The following is a 19,144-nucleotide window of genomic DNA, read 5'->3' as shown; positions in this document are numbered from 1 at the left end:
AATCGATGAACGGTCAAAGTCGTTTAGCACACGCAGTGAAAAAGGCAAAAACAAGTCTTTTTCTAGAGCATTTATTTACTGAAATTCAGTTGGGACTACTAGTCGCATTGAGTGTTAGTTTTATATTAATGATCGTTTCTCGATTCTTTGTTTTTCCTTACTATTCTCAAATTGCACTCATAGTATCTATCATGATTTTTATTTCTTGGGTACTTTATATTTTGTGGACGAAGCCATCAAAAGAGCATGCAATATATGCACTTGATGACTATTTTCCACATAATCTATTACGAGCAGTTTTTTCGATAGACGATACATCGACGCCATTGTATCAACATTTATTGAAGCAGACAGATGATCATGCTGAGACAGCGTTGCTCAAATTTAAAGCAAGAGAGAAGAAAATCCTGAATGTACCCTACATATTAGGTAGTTTTTTTATTGTCGTAGCAATTTTCGCTCTTACTTTATTTCCAGCAACAACACAATTAGCTGCAAAAGATGCCGAGCAAGAAAATAAGATCATTTCAGACATGAAAAAAGAAGTGAAAAAACTTGAGAAAAAGGCAAAATCAGAAGAAGTAAAAAAGGAACTAGCGAAGCTACAGGAAAAGCTAAAAGAAACTAAAACATCTGAAGAAGCGTTGCGTGAGCTCGTAAAAAAGCAAAAGGAATTACAATTAAAAGAGCAGCAATTATTAGAGAAAAAGGAACTAGTTAAAAGTGATGAAAAGGGCGAAGGAAAAGGATTATCGGAGGCGGAAGTGAAAGAATTAGCCGATTTGCAAAAAGCGAATGACTTATTGATGAATAAGGCGAAGGATGCACAAACAGCGATGAGTCAACAGGGAAAGCCGCTATCCCAATCGCTTCAATCGGCGTTACAAAATCAGCAAACAAATGTTCAAAATCAATCGGCTACTTCAAATAGCAATGCTAGTCAGAGTTCTAGTCAAAATGGAAGTAGTTCACAAAATAGTAGTACATCTCAATCAAATACGCAAAGTAGTCCTAATCAGAACGGAAAGAATCAAAGCCAAGGTCAAAGCCAAGGCCAGGGCCAAGGCCAAGGCCAAGGTCAAGGCCAAGGCCAGGGCCAAGGCCAAGGTCAAGGCCAAGGCCAGGGTCAAGGTAATGGTTCAGGCGCTGGGCAGGGGGCAGGAACCGGTCAAGGCAATCGCAATTTGCTAGCGATCCCAGAACGTATTGGCAGTAAAGGGGAATCATCAGTAGACTCCGGTAAAATGGGTGAGGGTAGTGCTTCAGAAATTCATGAAACAGAAAAAGGTCCAGTTCACAAAGGGTCAATAAGACCTTATGAAGAAGTCGTTGGAAGTTATAAAGATTCGTATTTCCAAACAACTGATCGACTGCAATTACCAAAAGAATTACAGAATATTGTTCAAAATTATTTTTCTACGATTGAAAACAAATAGAGGAGGAAATCCATGTCATACACACCAGAGCAATATGTAGCGATGAGTGAAAAATTACAAACTGTTCGAGACGAAATTGGTCGCTTTATCGTTGGTCAGGAAGAGGCAATCGATTATACGATGTTTGCTGTTCTTGCTGATGGCCACGCTTTACTAGAAGGGCTTCCAGGGTTAGGGAAAACAATGTTGATCCGAACAATTTCTGAAGTTCTTGACTTATCGTTTTCACGTATTCAATTTACGCCAGACTTAATGCCAACGGATATAACAGGTACGAGTGTTATTGAACGTTCAGCAGATGGAAATCAGCGTTTTTCTTTCCAAAAAGGGCCTATATTCAGTCAAATGGTATTAGCCGATGAAATAAACCGTGCAACGCCAAAAACTCAAAGTGCACTACTAGAGGCAATGGGTGAAAAAACAGTAACTGTTCTTGGTGATACAAAGAAAATGGCAAAACCATTCTTTGTATTAGCTACACAAAATCCAATCGAAATGGAAGGAACCTATCCTTTACCAGAAGCGCAAATGGACCGTTTCCTTTGTAAAATACTAGTCCCTACTCCATCAAAAATGGAACTGATAGAAATCATGAAAAGAACGACAGGTTCAATTTCAATTGAACTACAAAAAATAATGAATGATACAGAAATTGTTGAATTACAAGAAATGGTAAAAGAGGTAATAATAGCTGATGATATGCTTTCTTATGCGGTAGATTTAGTTGTCGCTACGCATCCAGATAGTCCTGATACGATTGATGAAGTGAAACAGTTTATCGAGTATGGTAGTGGTCCTCGTGGATTGCAAAGTATTGTAAAACTTGCAAAAGCACGTGCACTAATTAATGGCCGCTATCATGTGTCTATTGCAGATATAAAAACTGTAGCAAAACCAGCTCTCCGCCATCGATTAATGCTTAATTATGAAGGAGAGGCTGCAGGCTTACAAGTTGACGATGTACTAAATACATTACTTGAAAAAATGAAACAAGGGCAAGTAGTATGATACAATCAAATCTTTTGCTGCCAAATGAATGGGCTAGTAAAATTCGGAGGTTGTCTTTAAATACAGCTACGAAAATACGTGGACATCATAAAGGAGCGAATCGGTCACAGCGTTTTGGAGCATCACTAGATTTCTCTGATTTTAGAGAATATCATCCAGGTGACGATGTTCGACAATTGGATTGGAATGTCTTTGCAAGAACTGAGAAATTCTTTATTAAACGTTTTTTAGATGAGCAAGAGATGCGTGTTCATATAGTACTTGATACAACGAAATCGATGGGTGAGGAGTCAAAATGGCTATTCGCAAGACAGCTAACTACTGCTTTAGGCCTTATGGTGTTAAATAAGGATGATCGATTAACATTTTCATATGTATCAGACAAACCGACACCACTATTTCGTCGCAAGGGGGCAACTTATCAAAGGGCATTTGAAAAGACGGTATCAGATTTATCGGAACCAATTTTCACCGAATCTTTTGCTGAACATGCTTTACAAACTTTGCCTAAGGATGCAACGATATTGATAATTATTTCAGATGTGCTTGAACCACTCGAAAAGTGGAGTGCTTTTTTAAGTAAAACGCCGAGATTTGCAAAGGATGTTCGACTTCTCCAAATACAGTCAGCTGATGAAAAATTACCAACTTACTCTGGGGATGTACGATTAGTTGATGTTGAGACTTCATCGAGTGTTAATGTATCAATGTCACAAAATGTACTTCGATCATATGAAGAAAAACAACAGGGACATCAATTAGAGCTTGAGTCAATATGTAGAAAATATGGTGTACAGCATTTAACTGTGCAAGTGATAGATGGGCTCCAACACGTTCTATTTAATCAACTAGTCAAAGCAAAATGGTTACAGTGAGGTGAAGTAAATGGGATTTAATCAACTACCGTTTCTATTAACAGCAATCTTTCCTCTAACGGTATTAATTTATTATTTTTTCCGTAAAAAATATGTGGTGAAACAAATTTCTTCCACGCTTTTTTGGGACGAAGTAATGAAAGAAACGAAGGCTTCACCTTATTTACAACATTTACAAAGAAATGCCTTATTTTATTTGCAAATGCTTGGGCTTATTTTACTTGTTTTAGCTTTATTACAACCGTATTGGAAAACGAAATCTATTGCTGGTGATCAAATTATTTGGGTAGTAGATACGTCAGCTACAATGCTATCGCAAAAAGACGAGCAAACTATATTTGAGGAACATCAAAAAGAAATGCTAGATTTAACAAATAGGCTTGGCGGTAAGGCTGTTACGATAATAACGACTGGACCAGAACCACAAGTCATTTTGCGTAACGAAACTAATACTAAGACGATTCAAAGCGCCGTAAAATCTTTAGAAGTTACATATGCTAATGAACAGTTTCCAAAAATGTTAGATTTTTTACAAACATTCATTAGCAAGAAATCAACAGTTATTTATTTGTTCACGGATGCAATAGAACGTGACCAATTACCATTGGAATTACCAGACGTTAAATGGATTGTGAAAGGGGCACCAGATGACCTACAGAACATTTCATTGCAGCGCTTTGGTGCAACAAAAGTAGAAGGTCAGCTGAAGGCGATTACTCAAGTAAAAAATGATACGAGAAAAGAACAACAAGTAACAATTTTAATTGCAAATGATAAAGGTAAAGAGTTAACAAAAAAGAAAATTACTATCCCTGCAAATAAAGAAGAACGTGTTCTCTTCGATAATCTTCCTAATCAAACAGCTCTAACAGCTAAGTTAAAGGTCAAGGATGACTACAAAGTAGATAACGAAATGACCATTTTGATACAGCAGAATATATCTAAAATTTTAGTCGATCAAGGGTTACAGCAATTAGTACAAAAAGCTTTTCAGGCGATGGATTTCCCAGTAAGCATAGTACCATCATTACAATTGGGAGATTCGAAGGATGATGCAATCATCGTTACAAACCAAACGAGGTTCTTAGAACAACAAAAGCAACCAGTTCTTTTAATTGGGCGTGATGATAAAAAAGCAAAAGAAGTAAAGGGAGAACTGAAAACGAAGGATTCTAACCTCTTTGCTTATGCTCCAATAAAGGGTGTATACGTCAATGAGTTGTATCCTGCGTTTACAGATTATAAAACAATTGCAACAATTGGAGATGCGCCATTTATTCAAATTTCACCTATAGGACATATTGCCGTCTTAGCGGATATACAAATGACAGATTGGCCGCTTCACCCTTCATTCCCTTTATTCTTATGGAGTGCAAAAGAAAGCCTTGCTAGTAGTGGTAGTGATATTGGCACATTTTCACCGAATGAAAGACGTATTATTTCTTTGGCAGGAATAGACGGTGGAGAAGAAGGGTATGAAATATATACTCAAGACGGGGAATACATTCGTAGCTTTGAAGATGGTAACAGTTTTATCGCACCTACTAAACCAGGACTCTATATGATGAAATCGGGTAATGAGGAAAAACGCTTCGTAGTTACATTACAGCAGCAAGAAAAAGTAATTGCTAAAGGGACTTCATTTGAATATGGAGAGACTATGGATAAAAAAGCAACAAATTTTATACAGCAACCCCTAGTGCCATTATTATTATTGTTGATTATCACATTATTACTAGTTGAATGGGAGGTGCAACGTCGATATGGATTTACGCATTGATCACCCTCTCTATCTTTTGTTATTCATACCAGTTCTAATGTATTTTGGATGGGCATGGCTACAAAGTAGAAAGCGTTATAATAAAGAACATAAAATTATTTTCTACATGCGTGTAGTAGCAATCAGCTTGCTTATTTTTGCATTGAGTGCCCCATATATTTTATTGCCGGTAAAGGAAGAACAAGTAGTCTTTTTAGTAGATCGTTCTGCTTCAATGAAAGGAACTGAAAAAGATATTGCAAGTTGGATTCAAGAAAGTATTGAAAGTAGTAAGGACTATCAATCTAAAGGAGTTTATAGCTTTGCTTCAGGAGTACAAACTGATCTTGGCTTAACCGCTGATAACATCAATTTGCCAGTATGGTCAGCTATAAAAGATAGTGGACAAACCAATCTAGCAAATGCCTTACAGCTAGTATCGAATGTAGTAGATCGCAATAAGGCTACTCGTATTGTATTATTTTCAGATGGAGTAGAAACAGCGGGTTCTACAATGGATCAACTTAGTCGGCTACAAAATAGTAATATTCAAATTGATACAGTAAAAGTAGATAAACCAGTAAAACAAGATGTTGCCATTACATCTTTTGAAACGCCACCAGTGGCATATAAAGGTGAACGGCAACAGTTAACGGTACAAATAGAAGCATCGACAAATACGACAGGTGAGTTACTTTTATCGGCGAATGATAAAGTAATTGAAAAACAAAAAGTGCAGTTAGATAGTGGTTCAAATACAATTACTTTCCGCCATACGGCAAAAGGTGACGGCCTTTTTAAATATAAGGTCCAACTTAAAATGGCAGAAGATGCCTTACTTGAAAATAATGAGTTAACGAGTGTCACTACAGTGCAAGGAACACCACATATATTATTAGTACACGGAGATGATGTGAAATCAAGTACTCTTTCGAATGTTATTGACCAGAGTACGTTAAAGATAGATGACATCTCAGCGATAGAATTACCGTCAATGCAGTCATCTTATATTGGCTATGATGCTATTATTTTTGACAATGTCTCAGGGCATTTAGTCGGAGAGAAGAAAATGGCGATGATTGAACAGGCAGTGAAAAACTTTGGAATGGGATTTATGATGATTGGTGGGGAAAATAGTTTTGGGCTCGGTGGTTATTTCAAAACACCGATTGAAACCATTTTACCTGTTGAAATGGAAGTGAAAGGTAAAGAACAAATTCCTTCTCTTGGCTTAACAATTGTCCTAGACCGTTCTGGGAGTATGAGTGGTAACAAAATTAATTTAGCAAAAGAAGCCGCTGCACGCTCAGTAGAATTATTGCGTGAAGACGATACATTTGGATTCATCGCGTTTGACGATCGGCCATGGGAAATCATACCGCCAATCCCGTTAGAAGATAGAAAGCAAGTGATCGAGCAAATTTTATCTGTCGCACCAAATGGAGGAACCGAAATTTATACTTCATTAAGCTTAGCTTATGAACGTATGCAAGATTTAAAATTACAGCGCAAGCATATTATATTGTTAACAGATGGGCAGGCAGCAACAAATAATTCCTATGATCAGCTAATTGAGGAAGGTAAAAAAGCGAATATTACACTTTCTACAGTTGCGATTGGACAAGATTCTGATCGAGGTTTGCTTCAATATTTAGCGGAAGCAGGTGCAGGTCGATTCTATGATGTGGCAGATGAAGAAACAATTCCATCAATACTTTCTCGTGAAACGTCGATGTTGACGCGCACATATATTGAAGATAATCCCTTTTATCCTATCATAGGTGGAGGGGCGAAATGGCAAAGTTTATTTAAAGATGGCGTGCCGAAAATGAATGCTTATATCGCTACTACAGCAAAGCAAACGGCTAATGTCATTGCAGAAAGTGAAAAGGATGATCCTGTTCTTGCTGAATGGAAATATGGACTAGGAAAGACAATGGCCTTCACATCGGATACAACAGGCAAGTGGAGTGGAGATTGGGCTCGCTTTCAAGGATGGTCGGATTTTTGGAACACGACCGTGTCAGAGCTACTCCCAGCATATAATGAGGTACCCTATAATATCCAACAGCAGAGCGACGGTTCTTTTATTGTTTCAGACCCGACAGCACAATCGGCCTTTATGGACATAGTTGTTGTAGATGAAAAAGGTGAAGAGTTATCAATCACAGAAGAACCTTTAGCACCTGGTAAAACCCGTGTGAATTTTGAACATGGACCCGGATTAGTATTCTTCAGAGTTTCAAATGATGAAGAAGGTTTGTATCAAGCGGGACTGACTATCCCATATAGTGCAGAATATCAAATACAGCCGGACAATACAAAGTTATTAACAGAGCTTTCAACAAAAACCAATGGTAAAGAACTTACAGATCCAGCAGAAGCATTTCGTAAGCTTCCTTCATCAAGTTTAAATCAACAGAGCATTGCACAATGGTTAGTGTTAACTGCAATGTTATTGTTCTTTATAGATATTACATTAAGACGTTTTGGCTGGACTACATTACGTAATATTCCTAAGGGATTTCGTAGAACAAAAAAAGAAACCAAACATGAAGAACACCTCAATGTTGGTGAACTGTTAAAAAATAAAAAAACACGTTAAAAAGGCGGCTCGAGTTTGAGCCGCCTTTTCATATATTTTATTAAGCAAGTGTCGTTTTTTTCTTTGCCCAAACCGCAGTTAAGGAGAAGCAACCTACAAGAATAATCGTCCCGAAAACATAGGGGCTATTCATATTCCAATCGAATAATATTCCTGCAAGTGCAGGACCAATCATATTACCTAAACTCATGTATGCATTATTCATACCAGCTGCGAAACCTTGTTCATTGCCAGCAGTTTTTGAAATTAGAGTATTGACAGAAGGACGAATTAAAGTTGTTGCAGTTGAGAATATTGTTGCCACAAGCAACATGATAAAGAATCCACTAACGAATAATATTCCAAGCATGCTAATGGACGCAACTGCAAGACCAAATAAAATTATTTTCATTTCGCCGAATTTTTTAAATAACTTATTTAATGCAAAGCCTTGAACGATGACACCAACAAAACCACCAACTGTCATTAAAATAGCGATATCAGTTGCTGTATATGCAAACTTATAAGTTAAGAACAATGATAGAGTCGCTTGGAAATTTGAAATTCCAAATGAGAAGACAAAGACAACAATGAGTAGTACAAAATAAGATGCATGGAATGAACGGGTTAATTGCTTGAATATGTTATCACCTTTCACAACATTCTGTATTACTGGTGTTGTCGCTGGTAATAAGATGAGAGATAATACCCCTGCAATAATAGAAGCAGACCCAGCAAAATAAAATGGGAAGTGTAAACTAACATTAGACAAAAAGCCACCAATTCCGGGACCAATCATAAAGCCCAGTGAAATCGCTGCACCAATTAGACCCATCGCTTTTCCGCGTTCATCAATGGTTGTAATATCTGCTACATAGGCCATAATTGGCGGTACGATAAATGCAGATCCGACTCCTGTTAAGAATCGACAAACGAATAGCATCCAAAGTTCTGTAGATAAGCCAAAAGAGATTTGTGCAATACCGTTTAAAATTAGTCCAAAAACTATTAATTTTTTTCTACCTATACGGTCAGATAGATTACCAGCAATAGGGGAGAACAGAAACTGTGCAAAAGCTATTATAGCTATTAAAAAGCCGAGTACTTGTCCAGCTGCACCAAACAGTTTTAAATAGGTGGGCATAACAGGAATAATAAGACCAACGGCACTCATTGTGATAAACATATTGAACATTAATAAAATCAATGCCAATTTATTAGAGGATTTCATATATTTCACTCTTTCTCGAAGAAGTATTTCGTGTTGCTAATTAACGTCGCTGTTAGAATTATACAGCTTGTTCAGATGTTAAGCAACAAAAGAAGCTCAGTAAGGTTTACACCTACCGAGCTTCTTCATTTTATCGTATGGACATTTTAAATTTCAAGAAAAACTCATTGTACTCACCGATTTTTTCTTTACCTAAATTTTTATACACATGCAAATTATTTCGAACTTCTTTCGATGGATAGTAGCGTTCGTCGTTTACTACTTCAGGATCCATTAATTTTAATGCAGCTTTATTCGGTGTAGAGTATCCTACATAATCTGCATTTTGAGCAGCCACTTCAGGATCTAACATAAAGTTAATGAATTTATGCGCACCTGTAATGTTTTTAGAAGTTTTAGGAATAACCATGTTATCAAACCATAAATTCGAACCTTCTGATGGTACATTGTATGTTAAGTCCTCATTCTCAGACATCATATCAGCGGCTTGACCTGACCAAGTTAAAGCAACAGAGGCATCGCCATTGACCATTAATTGCGTTACTTCATCTCCGATAATAGCTTTGACATTTGGGGCCATTGTTATTAATTTGTCAGTTGCTTCCTTTAATTCATCAGTATCAGTAGAATTAAGTGATTTCCCCATACTGTTTAAGCTAACACCTAAAACTTCACGAGCACTATCAACTAATATTAATTTTCCTTTTAGAGAGGGATCCCAAAGATCATCCCAGCTATCAAAATTGTGTCCTTTTAACATTTTTGTATTGTATACAATCCCTACAGTCCCCCAAAAATAAGGGACAGAGTATTTATTCTTCAGGTCAAAATCCAAATTCAAAAAATCTTCATCGATGTTCTTGATATTCGGAACTTGTTTGTAGTCGATTGGAAGTAGTAATTCACGTTCTTTCATTTGCTCAATTGTGTATTCAGATGGCATCGAAATATCATAAGATGTACCACCTTGTTCAATTTTCGTCATCATCGCTTCGTTTGAATCAAATGTTTCGTAAATAACATGAATACCAGTTTCTTTTTCAAATTGTTTCAGTAAGTCAGGGTCAATATATTCGCCCCAGTTGTAAATGGTTAAAATATCTTTTCCTGATTTACCGGAAGTTTGGTCCATTACACTTGCAGCATACATCAGTATTGCGCAAACAAGAATTATGCCAACTGTATAGCGTACTAATGACTTCATTTAGGAACCTCCGATCCACGAGCGCCTTTACTACGGTTTGTGATGAAGTAATAGCCAAGCACTAGTAACATCGTAACAAAGAATACTAAGCCTGAAATAGCATTAACAGTTAAGGACACACCAGCGCGTGCCATCGAATAGATTTCAACAGATAAAGTACTGAAGCCATTTCCGGTAACGAAAAACGTTACTGCGAAATCATCAAGAGAATAAGTTAAAGCTAAAAAGAATCCTGCGAAAATACCTGGTTTGATATAAGGTAAAATAACACGAGTTAAAATGTCGCGACGTGATGCACCTAAATCAAGTGCGGCATCGATTAGAGAAGAACTCATTTCTTGTAACTTAGGTAAAACCATGATGACAACAATTGGGATACTAAAAGCAACGTGTGCTAATAATACAGAACTGAATCCTAAATTAACTCCAACCATTGTGAATAAAATCAAGAAAGATGCTCCAATAATAACGTCTGGACTTACAATTAAAATATTATTAAGCGAAAGAACAGTATTACGTAGTTTGTGATTGCGTATCGAAACAATTCCAATCGCACCAAGAGTCCCAATTATAGTGGAAATGAGTGCGGACAATAATGCTACTACAACAGTATTAATCAAAATGTTTATCAACCGTGTATCTTCAAATACAGCTTTATAATGTTCCAACGTAAATGATTCAAAATTTGTCATCGTTCCGCCACTGTTAAAAGAGTAAAATACTAAAAACAGAATAGGCGCATACAAAACGACAAAAACCAAAGCTAAATACAGCTTTGAACCTTTACTTAGCTTTTCCATTTTGTGATGCCCCTTTCTCTTTTTGACCAGTGAGTAGCATGATGATGAACATAAATAGTATTAAGAAAACTGCAATTGTCGAACCCATTCCCCAGTTTTGTGTAACCAAAAACTGTTGTTCGATTGCAGTCCCAAGTGTAATAACGCGGTTACCTGCAATGAGTCGAGTTATCATAAATAGTGATAATGAAGGGATAAACACTGCTTGAATTCCTGATTTAACACCGTTCATTGTCAGTGGTAGTATAACTCGACGAAATGTAGTCAGTTTAGAAGCACCTAAATCACGAGAAGCATAAATAAGTGCTGGATTTAGTTTATCCAATGCATTGAAAATCGGTAAAATCATAAACGGAATGAAAATATAAACAGCCACAAAAACAAAACTAGCATCAGTAAATAAGATTTGTTGTTCTGGAATGCCAAGTGTTTTCAAAACTGCATTAATCGGACCACTCATACCGAAAATCCCAATAAATGCGTACGTTTTTAAAAGTAAGTTAATCCATGAAGGAATAATAATTAATATCAGCCAAAGTTGTTTTTGCTTTGTTTTAGTAATTAAATAGGCAGTTGGATAAGAAACTAATAATGAAAATACGGTAATCAGAAATGCGTACCAAAATGAACTTAACGTCATTTTCAAATAAACGCCCGTAAAGAAGTTCTGATAGTTTGCGAATGTAAAATTACCATTTAAATCAAGAAGTGAGTAATACACAACCAATATAATAGGAGCAATTACAAAGAGAGCAATCCATAAATAATATGGAACGAGTGTAAATGGATTGTTTTTGTTATTTCTCATCTTCTTCATCTCCATATGATTCTAAACGTTTGTCAAAGTCTTCCTCTGTCTCGTTTAGACGCATAACGTGAATGGCTTCAGGATCAAAATCTAGTCCGATTTTCGTACCAACTGTTGCTTTTTTTAATGAGTGTACAAGCCATTCATTTCCATCTTCATCATAGGTAGATAATTCATAATGTACACCGCGGAATAATTGTGTATCTACAGTTACTTCTAGCTTACCATTTTCAAGTGACGTAATTTCTAAATCTTCAGGTCGAATTACGATGTCTATTTTTTCATTTGGATTTAAACCTTGGTCAACACATTCGAATGTTTTGCCTGCGAATTTCACGACAAAGTCTTCAATCATCGTACCAGGTACTATATTTGATTCGCCGATGAAATCAGCCACGAATCGGTTAATTGGTTCGTCATAAATATCAACTGGTGTTCCACTTTGTTGAATAGTACCTTCGCTTAAAACGAAAATTTCATCCGACATTGCTAATGCTTCTTCTTGATCATGTGTGACAAATACAAATGTTTTACCTAGTCGTTGTTGTAATTCTCTCAGTTCATATTGCATTTCTGTGCGAAGCTTTAAATCTAATGCAGATAATGGTTCATCTAATAAGATGATTTCAGGATCATTCACAATTGCCCGAGCGATAGCGACACGTTGACGTTGACCACCAGACATTTCAGATATTTCACGATTGCCATAGCCTTCTAAGTTAACGAATTTTAATGCTTCATTTACACGAGTTGTTATTTCAGCATTTTTTAGTTTTTTTATACGCAATCCAAATGCTACATTTTCAAACACATCTAAATGTGGGAATAGGGCATAGTCTTGGAATACAGTATTCACTTGTCTTTCATTTGCAGGAACATTATTGATTTTCTTCCCATTGAAATAAATCGAGCCACTCGTTGGCTCCATGAAACCAGCGATTAGGCGGAGAATTGTTGTTTTACCACAACCAGATGGACCTAGTAGCGTGTAAAACTCACCTCTTTCTAATTCAAAACTGATGTCTTTTAATACGACAGTGCCATCAGAATAAGACTTTGACACGTTTTCAAAGCGGATAATTGAGTTTTCAGTCATGTGGGGCCTCCTAAACTATAAATAAGATTCGGTTGCGACGAGTAAAAGCTCGGTTTTTCCTGCGTGAGCATTAAACAGTTGATGGGTATCTGAAGCATCGAAATAAACCGCATTTCCTGCAGTTGCGATATATTCTTCTTTACCTAATACAAGTCGAACACGCCCAGTTAAAACATAGATAAATGTTTCAGAGAGAGAAGGCTCAAATTGTTTGAATTCACCGTTTTGTTCAAATGTTAAAATGACAGGTTCAATTTCTTTTTCATTAGAAGTTGGAATAAGCCATTGAATACGATATTTTTTATCTTCGTCTGTAAAGATTGTTTGGTCCTCATCTGTGTAGACGACCTTTTGTTCTTCTTGTTCATCATCAAAAAAGTCTTTCGGTGTTGAGCCAAGAACTTCTAGTAATGTGAAGAGAGTTTCAATAGAAGGAGAGTTTAAATCTCTTTCTAATTGTGAGATGTAACCTTTGCTCAAATCTGTTCTTTCACCTAACTCTTCTTGGGTAAGCCCCTTTTTTAGGCGAAGTCGTTTAATCTTTTTGCCGATTTGCATCTACCTTGCTCCTCGATTGTTTACTATTCGTAAACTTAAAGAATCGAAAGTTTACTTTAACGAAACTTTTAGTTTACTCAAACGATATCTATTATACAAAATTGACAGCATTTTTCAACCGTTTTTAGAAAAAAATAATAGCATTATTGAAAGTTAATGAGAAAATACTTGAAGTTTTAAGATGAAAACTGCATTCTCTTTAATCTCTTACCCTAAATGGAAAGAAAGTATTCTCTTTATATAGGAGGTGATTTCGTCAAGTTGTTCTGGATTAAAAAATTAAGCATATTTAACAGGGTGTCCTTAATTAACCGAAGTTATTAAATAAAAAAACCGAATGCATCTTGGCATTCGGTAGACATTACTAATATTAATCTCAAAACTCTAGAGCTCTCTTCACATCATTAATATAGGTACTACTGATAGGTAGTTCAGTATTATCTTTTAAAACAATCATTAAATTTGATGAGAAATCCCTTGTTATTTTTTGGATAGAGTGAATGTTCACTATATAGGAACGGTGAATTCTTAAAAAACAATCGGGTAATCGTCTATGTAACTCTTTTAATGTTAAGTTCGTTTTGTATTGTTCACTTTTAGCATAAAACCAGCTTTTTTTATTTAAGCTTTCGAAATGCGAGACGTTTTCAATTGCGATAGGTGCCCATTCATCTTGTTGTTTACCAGTTATAAAGCGGAAAGGTTCTTTTACAGCTAAATGATGATTGGGTGGTAATATGACTAGCAATGCTGCAGGTTTGCCATGTAAATCGATGGGATAACCAATGCAGTAATAGGGTGTACCCAACACCTCTTCTTCTACAACAGCTTCGATCTTTCTTCTTTCTTGAATGACTCGTTCAGCAATACTCCCTTTTTGTATCCCTTTGCCATTATTTAAATGTACATTATAATCGCCTGCCACATAATAGATGTAAGAGTCTCCGATAGCAATCGCCAGCGTTGCCTCCTGTGGAACCCAATCCGCTAATAAATTCTTGTATTGATCAACTAATCCTTTTGCAAAACCAACTTTATCCTCAACCATTTGAAGTGCCCCCTCAATTCATCTTGGAAAAACATTCTTTCGTCATAAAAAAATGGGTTTTTGTCAAAAAACAATAACAAAAATTAGAAACTGTTATATATTAATTTATAACAACGTTGTCTGTTATGCAACACTAAATTCAAACAGATTTTAACGTAAATTAATTGGAAGGTGTGGATTGTTATGGTATCGAGACAACAACAAGTGGAGCAATTAGAAAAAAACTGGACTGAAGAGGGGCGTTGGTTAGGAATTGAACGTCCATATAGCGCGGAAGAGGTAGTTAAATTACGTGGTTCAGTAATTATTGAACATACATTAGCCAAAAAAGGTGCTGCACGTTTATGGAAATCTTTACATGAAGAAGATTTTATCAATGCTTTAGGTGCATTGACAGGTAACCAAGCTGTACAACAAGTTAAAGCGGGTTTACAAGCAATTTACCTAAGCGGTTGGCAAGTAGCGGCAGATGCAAACCTTTCAGGTCAAATGTATCCTGACCAAAGCTTATACCCAGCTAATAGCGTTCCTGCAGTTGTTAAGCGTATTAACCAAGCATTACAACGAGCAGATCAAATTGATCATGCTGAAGGGCGCGAAGATGGTTTTGACTGGTTCGCACCGATTGTAGCTGATGCTGAAGCTGGTTTTGGCGGACCTTTAAATGTTTTTGAATTAGTTAAAGGTATGATTGAATCTGGTGCATCAGGAGTCCACTTAGAAGACCAATTAGCTTCGGAGAAAAAATGTGGTCATTTAGGTGGTAAAGTTTTACTTCCAACACAAAATGCAATTCGGAATCTAATCTCTGCAAGACTTGCAGCTGATGTTTTAGATGTACCTACAATTTTAATTGCTCGTACAGATGCAGATGCAGCAGATATGGTTACAAGTGATATCGATCCAAGAGATGCTGAGTTTATCACAGGGGAACGTACTCCTGAAGGTTTCTTCCGTACAAAAGCGGGTATTAATCAAGCAATTGCTCGCGGCCTAGCTTATGCGCCGTATGCAGACTTAATTTGGTGCGAAACATCAACACCAGACTTAGAAGAGGCAAAAAAATTCGCTGATGCGATCCGTGCAAAATTCCCAAATAAAATGCTTGCGTATAACTGCTCTCCGTCATTCAACTGGAAAGCAAACTTAGATGATGAAACAATCGCTAAATATCAAGTTGAACTAGGGAAAATGGGTTACAAATTCCAATTCGTAACGTTAGCTGGATTCCATGCACTAAACCACAGCATGTTCGAATTAGCGCATGATTATAAAGATAATGGCATGGCAGCATACTCTAAACTTCAAGAAGCTGAATTTGCTAACGAAACAAAAGGTTACACAGCTACAAAGCATCAACGCGAAGTAGGAACTGGTTACTTTGATGATGTATCACAAGTGATCTCAGGGGGAACATCTTCTACAACTGCTATGAAAGGTTCTACAGAAACAGCACAATTCATTTAATCAAAAGGGGGATGAGCTATGAGTACTCAACAAGTAACTTCTCACGAAATCAAAATTTTAGGGAAACAATCGGCAGCTAGCGAAGAAATTTTAACAACTGAAGCCTTGCAATTTATAGCTTCGTTACACCGCCAGTTTGATCAAAGAAGAAAAGTATTATTAGAAGAACGTCAAAATAGACAACAGCGCATTGATGCTGGCGAGAAACTGGATTTTCTTCCAGAGACAAAAGAGATTCGTGAGGGGGAGTGGACTATTGCTCCACTTCCTGCAGATTTACAAGATCGTCGAGTAGAAATTACTGGGCCTGTTAATCGTAAAATGGTCATTAATGCACTGAATTCTGGGGCGAAAATGTTCATGGCATGTTTTGAAGATGCAACATCACCAACTTGGGATAATATGATTGAAGGGCAAGTGAATATGCGTGATGCAGTTCGAAAAACAATTTTCTTTACACAATCATCAAATGGTAAAACATATCAATTAAATGACAATCCAGCTGTCTTACTTGTTCGCCCACGAGGTTTACACTTACTCGAGAAGAATATTGAAATTGCCGGTGAACAAATCGCTGGAGGTCTGTTTGATTTCGGTTTATATGTCTTCCACAATGCGAAGGAGTTAGTGGCCCGTGGATCAGGTCCTTATTTCTACTTACCTAAACTTGAAAGCCATTTAGAAGCACGATTATGGAATGACGTATTTATCTATGCTCAAGAGCAACTAGGTCTTCCGCAAAGAACAATTAAGGCTACTGTCTTAATCGAAACGATTACAGCTGCATTTGAAATGGATGAAATTTTATATGAATTGCGTGAGCATTCAGCAGGTCTAAATTGTGGACGATGGGATTACATTTTCAGCTATTTGAAACGATTACGCAATCAACCAGAAGTTATTTTACCTGATCGTGGTCAAGTGACAATGACATCGCCTTTCATGCGTGCGTACACTTTGAAATGTGTGCAAACTTGTCATAAACGGAATGCACCAGCTATCGGGGGAATGGCTGCGCAAATTCCGATTAAAGATAATCCAGAGGCAAATGAAATCGCTTTTGGTAAGGTACGAGAAGATAAGCGTCGTGAAGCATCAGATGGTCATGATGGAACGTGGGTTGCCCATCCGGGGTTAGTATCAGTAGCAATGGAACAATTCGATGAGCATATGAAAACACCAAACCAAATTGATCGAAAGAGAGAAGATGTGCATGTTACAGCAGCAGATTTGTTAGAAGTGCCAGTAGGAACGATTACGGAGGCTGGCTTACGAGTCAATTGCAGTGTAGGGGTTCAATATATCGCTTCATGGCTACGAGGTAATGGAGCAGCGCCAATCAACCATATGATGGAAGATGTGGCTACAGCAGAAATTTCACGCTCACAAACTTGGCAATGGATTCGTCATCCGCAAGGGGTGCTTGATGATGGTCGTAACATTAATGAGCAGCTATTTATAGAAATATTACAACAAGAACTTGCAGAAATTGAGCAACAAGTTGGCCAGGGAAACTTCCGAAGTGGTCGTTATGAGGAAGCTGCAGACATTTTTAAATTCTTGACGTTAAAACCGACATTTGAAGAATTTTTAACTTTACCAAGCTATAGTCATATTCAATAACAAAAATGGGGGAGATTACAATGAAAACAACGAAACAAGAAGTAGCAAAAAAACATTGTCGTGAATGCGGATGCGTAATTGTTGAGCGTGTTGAATCAACTCTTTATGAGTGTGAGCGCTGCATCGGCATAAACGAAGAGTAAAACGAATAGTAAAAGTTAAACTCATCAGTCAACAATAGGCTGATGAGTTTTTTTGTTGTAATTATTTTAAAGGATGATGCTTTTTCGATAACCTATTTGAAATGTATTCTTTTCGGTTTTTTTAAAACTGCATTCTACAATCCTCATGTGAAGTCTAAATAGTACTATTCCTCCATGAAAGTAATTTATGAACATATGCAATAGTTCACCGAAATGTTCTTAAAAAATAAAAAGTATTATAGAGAAAAATGACGATGATTTATGCTAAACTAGGTGTCTAAGGAGGCGGAAATATTGGGAAAGAAATTGTTTTTTTATCTAGATCCTAAAGAACGACAGGGTGCGGTGAAAGTCCCAAGTGATCCCGTTTTTGAAGGTACATTCTTAATGGCGAATAATCGTTTAATCGATGCGATTGCATTAGAAGATTATTGTCCTGAATGTTTAGGGTTATTACGTTATTCAGATGATTATGATGCGTTATTTTGTGCAAATTGCAATGAATGGCGAGAAGAGGCATGTGAGGATCCCTCCTGTGAAACTTGTAAAGGGCGGCCTAATCGACCTTTGTAATTGCTCTTGTAAAATTGACAGTAATTAATATATGGAGTATTTCTCCATATCTAATATGATTACATTGACAAAAAAGCCAATAATTATAATAGTTTTAATCGAATTTAAACTCCATTTATGGGGTTTTTTCTTTTGTTATCATTTTTTTAATATAATTAATAAATTCTTACTAAATATAAGTTATATAATTATTTGATGCATAAAATGTCGATTATTTGTCACAGAAAGATATAGATTAGAATAATTATTAAGTGTAAATGATTGATTTCACAATGTCGATTTGCTATTGTAGGAATTGGATTAATGCGGAAATTTTGGTTTTTCGCAATAGCATACATAACAATATTTGGAGGGATTCACAATGGCAGAACGTTTAGTAGCAAATCAAGCACCTCGATTTGAAATGCAAGCAGTATTAGCTAATAAAGAATTCGGTAAAGTTAATTTAGAAGAAAACATGAAAAATGACAAGTGGACTGTTTTATTCTTCTATCCAATGGACTTCACATTTGTATGCCCAACAGAAATCACTGCAATGTCAGATCGTTACGATGAATTTGAAGATCTTGATGCAGAAGTAATTGGTGTATCAACTGATACAATCCACACTCACTTAGCGTGGATCAACACTGATCGTACTGAAAATGGTCTTGGTCAATTAAAATTCCCATTAGCAGCTGACCACAATCAACGTGTATCTCGTGATTATGGCGTGTTAATTGAAGAAGAAGGCGTAGCACTTCGCGGATTATTCATCATCAATCCAGAAGGCGAACTTCAATATCAAGTTGTTAATCACAATAACATTGGTCGCGATGTAGATGAAACTCTTCGCGTACTACAAGCACTACAAACTGGCGGTCTTTGCCCAGCTAACTGGCGCCCAGGTCAAAAAACTCTAGAAGTTTAATTTAGATTTTTAACATCAAAA

17 protein-coding genes are annotated in these 19,144 nt (G+C 36.7%); 10 read left to right on the top strand and 7 right to left on the bottom strand.

The window, feature by feature from the left end; translation table 11 throughout:
- Positions 1–5 precede the first annotated feature (5 nt).
- From AC3IS5_RS16685 to AC3IS5_RS16665, 5 genes are read left to right on the top strand one after another with little or no spacing between them, the layout of a single operon-like run.
- Positions 6–1,436 carry a DUF8809 domain-containing protein gene (locus tag AC3IS5_RS16685; protein ID WP_489425390.1) on the top strand — a complete coding sequence of 477 codons (1,431 nt, stop codon included), beginning with the start codon at positions 6–8 and terminating at the stop codon, positions 1,434–1,436.
- Positions 1,437–1,448: 12 nt separating this feature from the next.
- Positions 1,449–2,444, top strand: coding sequence for an AAA family ATPase (locus AC3IS5_RS16680; RefSeq protein ID WP_489425389.1), 996 nt, complete (start codon positions 1,449–1,451; stop codon positions 2,442–2,444).
- Complete coding sequence (locus tag AC3IS5_RS16675; protein ID WP_489425388.1) at positions 2,441–3,319, top strand: DUF58 domain-containing protein; 879 nt, start codon at positions 2,441–2,443, stop codon at positions 3,317–3,319. The genes AC3IS5_RS16680 and AC3IS5_RS16675 overlap by 4 nt, the downstream gene beginning before the upstream one ends.
- 10 nt (positions 3,320–3,329) lie before the next feature.
- Positions 3,330–5,099, top strand: coding sequence for a vWA domain-containing protein (locus AC3IS5_RS16670; protein WP_489425387.1), 1,770 nt, complete (start codon positions 3,330–3,332; stop codon positions 5,097–5,099).
- On the top strand, positions 5,083–7,683 hold the full coding sequence (locus tag AC3IS5_RS16665) for a VWA domain-containing protein (protein WP_489425386.1): 2,601 nt from the start codon (positions 5,083–5,085) through the stop codon (positions 7,681–7,683). The genes AC3IS5_RS16670 and AC3IS5_RS16665 overlap by 17 nt, the downstream gene beginning before the upstream one ends.
- A 40-nt stretch (positions 7,684–7,723) precedes the next feature.
- On the opposite strand, the gene AC3IS5_RS16660 is transcribed toward AC3IS5_RS16665, so the two are convergent.
- The 7 genes from AC3IS5_RS16660 to AC3IS5_RS16630 form a co-directional block, all read right to left on the bottom strand.
- Complete coding sequence (locus tag AC3IS5_RS16660; protein WP_489427924.1) at positions 7,724–8,920, bottom strand: MFS transporter; 1,197 nt, start codon at positions 8,918–8,920, stop codon at positions 7,724–7,726.
- 103 nt (positions 8,921–9,023) lie between these two features.
- Positions 9,024–10,097 (bottom strand): ABC transporter substrate-binding protein, encoded by a 1,074-nt coding sequence (locus AC3IS5_RS16655; protein ID WP_489425385.1) that lies wholly within the window; start codon positions 10,095–10,097, stop codon positions 9,024–9,026.
- Positions 10,094–10,897: an ABC transporter permease gene (locus AC3IS5_RS16650; protein ID WP_489425384.1), complete on the bottom strand. Its 804-nt coding sequence runs from the start codon at positions 10,895–10,897 to the stop codon at positions 10,094–10,096. Before AC3IS5_RS16650 ends, AC3IS5_RS16655 begins: the two co-directional genes overlap by 4 nt.
- The gene (locus AC3IS5_RS16645) at positions 10,881–11,705 is read right to left on the bottom strand and encodes an ABC transporter permease (protein ID WP_489425383.1); all 825 of its coding nucleotides are present in this window, start codon (positions 11,703–11,705) and stop codon (positions 10,881–10,883) included. The genes AC3IS5_RS16650 and AC3IS5_RS16645 overlap by 17 nt, the downstream gene beginning before the upstream one ends.
- Positions 11,695–12,801, bottom strand: coding sequence for an ABC transporter ATP-binding protein (locus AC3IS5_RS16640; protein WP_489425382.1), 1,107 nt, complete (start codon positions 12,799–12,801; stop codon positions 11,695–11,697). The genes AC3IS5_RS16645 and AC3IS5_RS16640 overlap by 11 nt, the downstream gene beginning before the upstream one ends.
- A gap of 15 nt (positions 12,802–12,816) precedes the next feature.
- Complete coding sequence (locus AC3IS5_RS16635; protein ID WP_038183578.1) at positions 12,817–13,359, bottom strand: helix-turn-helix domain-containing protein; 543 nt, start codon at positions 13,357–13,359, stop codon at positions 12,817–12,819.
- A 376-nt stretch (positions 13,360–13,735) separates the two neighbouring features.
- The gene (locus AC3IS5_RS16630) at positions 13,736–14,407 is read right to left on the bottom strand and encodes a LytTR family DNA-binding domain-containing protein (protein WP_489425381.1); all 672 of its coding nucleotides are present in this window, start codon (positions 14,405–14,407) and stop codon (positions 13,736–13,738) included.
- Positions 14,408–14,590: 183 nt separating this feature from the next.
- Between AC3IS5_RS16630 and aceA the strand changes: the two genes are divergently transcribed.
- The 5 genes from aceA (at position 14,591) to AC3IS5_RS16605 (ending at position 19,123) form a co-directional block, all read left to right on the top strand.
- On the top strand, positions 14,591–15,874 hold the full coding sequence (aceA, locus tag AC3IS5_RS16625) for an isocitrate lyase (RefSeq protein ID WP_489425380.1): 1,284 nt from the start codon (positions 14,591–14,593) through the stop codon (positions 15,872–15,874).
- An 18-nt stretch (positions 15,875–15,892) separates the two neighbouring features.
- Positions 15,893–17,497, top strand: coding sequence for a malate synthase A (aceB, locus tag AC3IS5_RS16620; protein ID WP_489425379.1), 1,605 nt, complete (start codon positions 15,893–15,895; stop codon positions 17,495–17,497).
- A 20-nt stretch (positions 17,498–17,517) separates the two neighbouring features.
- Positions 17,518–17,640 (top strand): YhfH family protein, encoded by a 123-nt coding sequence (locus AC3IS5_RS16615; protein ID WP_200866437.1) that lies wholly within the window; start codon positions 17,518–17,520, stop codon positions 17,638–17,640.
- Between the two features lie 294 nt (positions 17,641–17,934).
- On the top strand, positions 17,935–18,213 hold the full coding sequence (locus tag AC3IS5_RS16610; protein ID WP_489425378.1) for a hypothetical protein: 279 nt from the start codon (positions 17,935–17,937) through the stop codon (positions 18,211–18,213).
- Between the two features lie 361 nt (positions 18,214–18,574).
- Positions 18,575–19,123, top strand: a complete 549-nt coding sequence (locus AC3IS5_RS16605) for a peroxiredoxin (protein WP_038183596.1) — start codon at positions 18,575–18,577, stop codon at positions 19,121–19,123.
- Positions 19,124–19,144 lie beyond the last annotated feature (21 nt).

The sequence above is a fragment of the Viridibacillus sp. KH_047 genome (assembly GCF_057838945.1).
This window is presented reverse-complemented; position numbering and strand designations above follow the sequence as displayed.

Excerpts from the sequence above, each read along its gene's own strand:
- AC3IS5_RS16685 (WP_489425390.1), top strand. The coding sequence starts at position 6 with ATGAACGGTCAAAGTCGTTTAGCACACGCAGTGAAAAAGGCAAAAACA.
- AC3IS5_RS16680 (WP_489425389.1), top strand. The coding sequence starts at position 1,449 with ATGTCATACACACCAGAGCAATATGTAGCGATGAGTGAAAAATTACAA.
- AC3IS5_RS16675 (WP_489425388.1), top strand. The coding sequence starts at position 2,441 with ATGATACAATCAAATCTTTTGCTGCCAAATGAATGGGCTAGTAAAATT.
- AC3IS5_RS16670 (WP_489425387.1), top strand. The coding sequence starts at position 3,330 with ATGGGATTTAATCAACTACCGTTTCTATTAACAGCAATCTTTCCTCTA.
- AC3IS5_RS16665 (WP_489425386.1), top strand. The coding sequence starts at position 5,083 with ATGGATTTACGCATTGATCACCCTCTCTATCTTTTGTTATTCATACCA.
- AC3IS5_RS16655 (WP_489425385.1), bottom strand. The coding sequence starts at position 10,097 with ATGAAGTCATTAGTACGCTATACAGTTGGCATAATTCTTGTTTGCGCA.
- AC3IS5_RS16650 (WP_489425384.1), bottom strand. The coding sequence starts at position 10,897 with ATGGAAAAGCTAAGTAAAGGTTCAAAGCTGTATTTAGCTTTGGTTTTT.
- AC3IS5_RS16645 (WP_489425383.1), bottom strand. The coding sequence starts at position 11,705 with ATGAGAAATAACAAAAACAATCCATTTACACTCGTTCCATATTATTTA.
- AC3IS5_RS16640 (WP_489425382.1), bottom strand. The coding sequence starts at position 12,801 with ATGACTGAAAACTCAATTATCCGCTTTGAAAACGTGTCAAAGTCTTAT.
- AC3IS5_RS16635 (WP_038183578.1), bottom strand. The coding sequence starts at position 13,359 with ATGCAAATCGGCAAAAAGATTAAACGACTTCGCCTAAAAAAGGGGCTT.
- AC3IS5_RS16630 (WP_489425381.1), bottom strand. The coding sequence starts at position 14,407 with ATGGTTGAGGATAAAGTTGGTTTTGCAAAAGGATTAGTTGATCAATAC.
- aceA (WP_489425380.1), top strand. The coding sequence starts at position 14,591 with ATGGTATCGAGACAACAACAAGTGGAGCAATTAGAAAAAAACTGGACT.
- aceB (WP_489425379.1), top strand. The coding sequence starts at position 15,893 with ATGAGTACTCAACAAGTAACTTCTCACGAAATCAAAATTTTAGGGAAA.
- AC3IS5_RS16615 (WP_200866437.1), top strand. The coding sequence starts at position 17,518 with ATGAAAACAACGAAACAAGAAGTAGCAAAAAAACATTGTCGTGAATGC.
- AC3IS5_RS16605 (WP_038183596.1), top strand. The coding sequence starts at position 18,575 with ATGGCAGAACGTTTAGTAGCAAATCAAGCACCTCGATTTGAAATGCAA.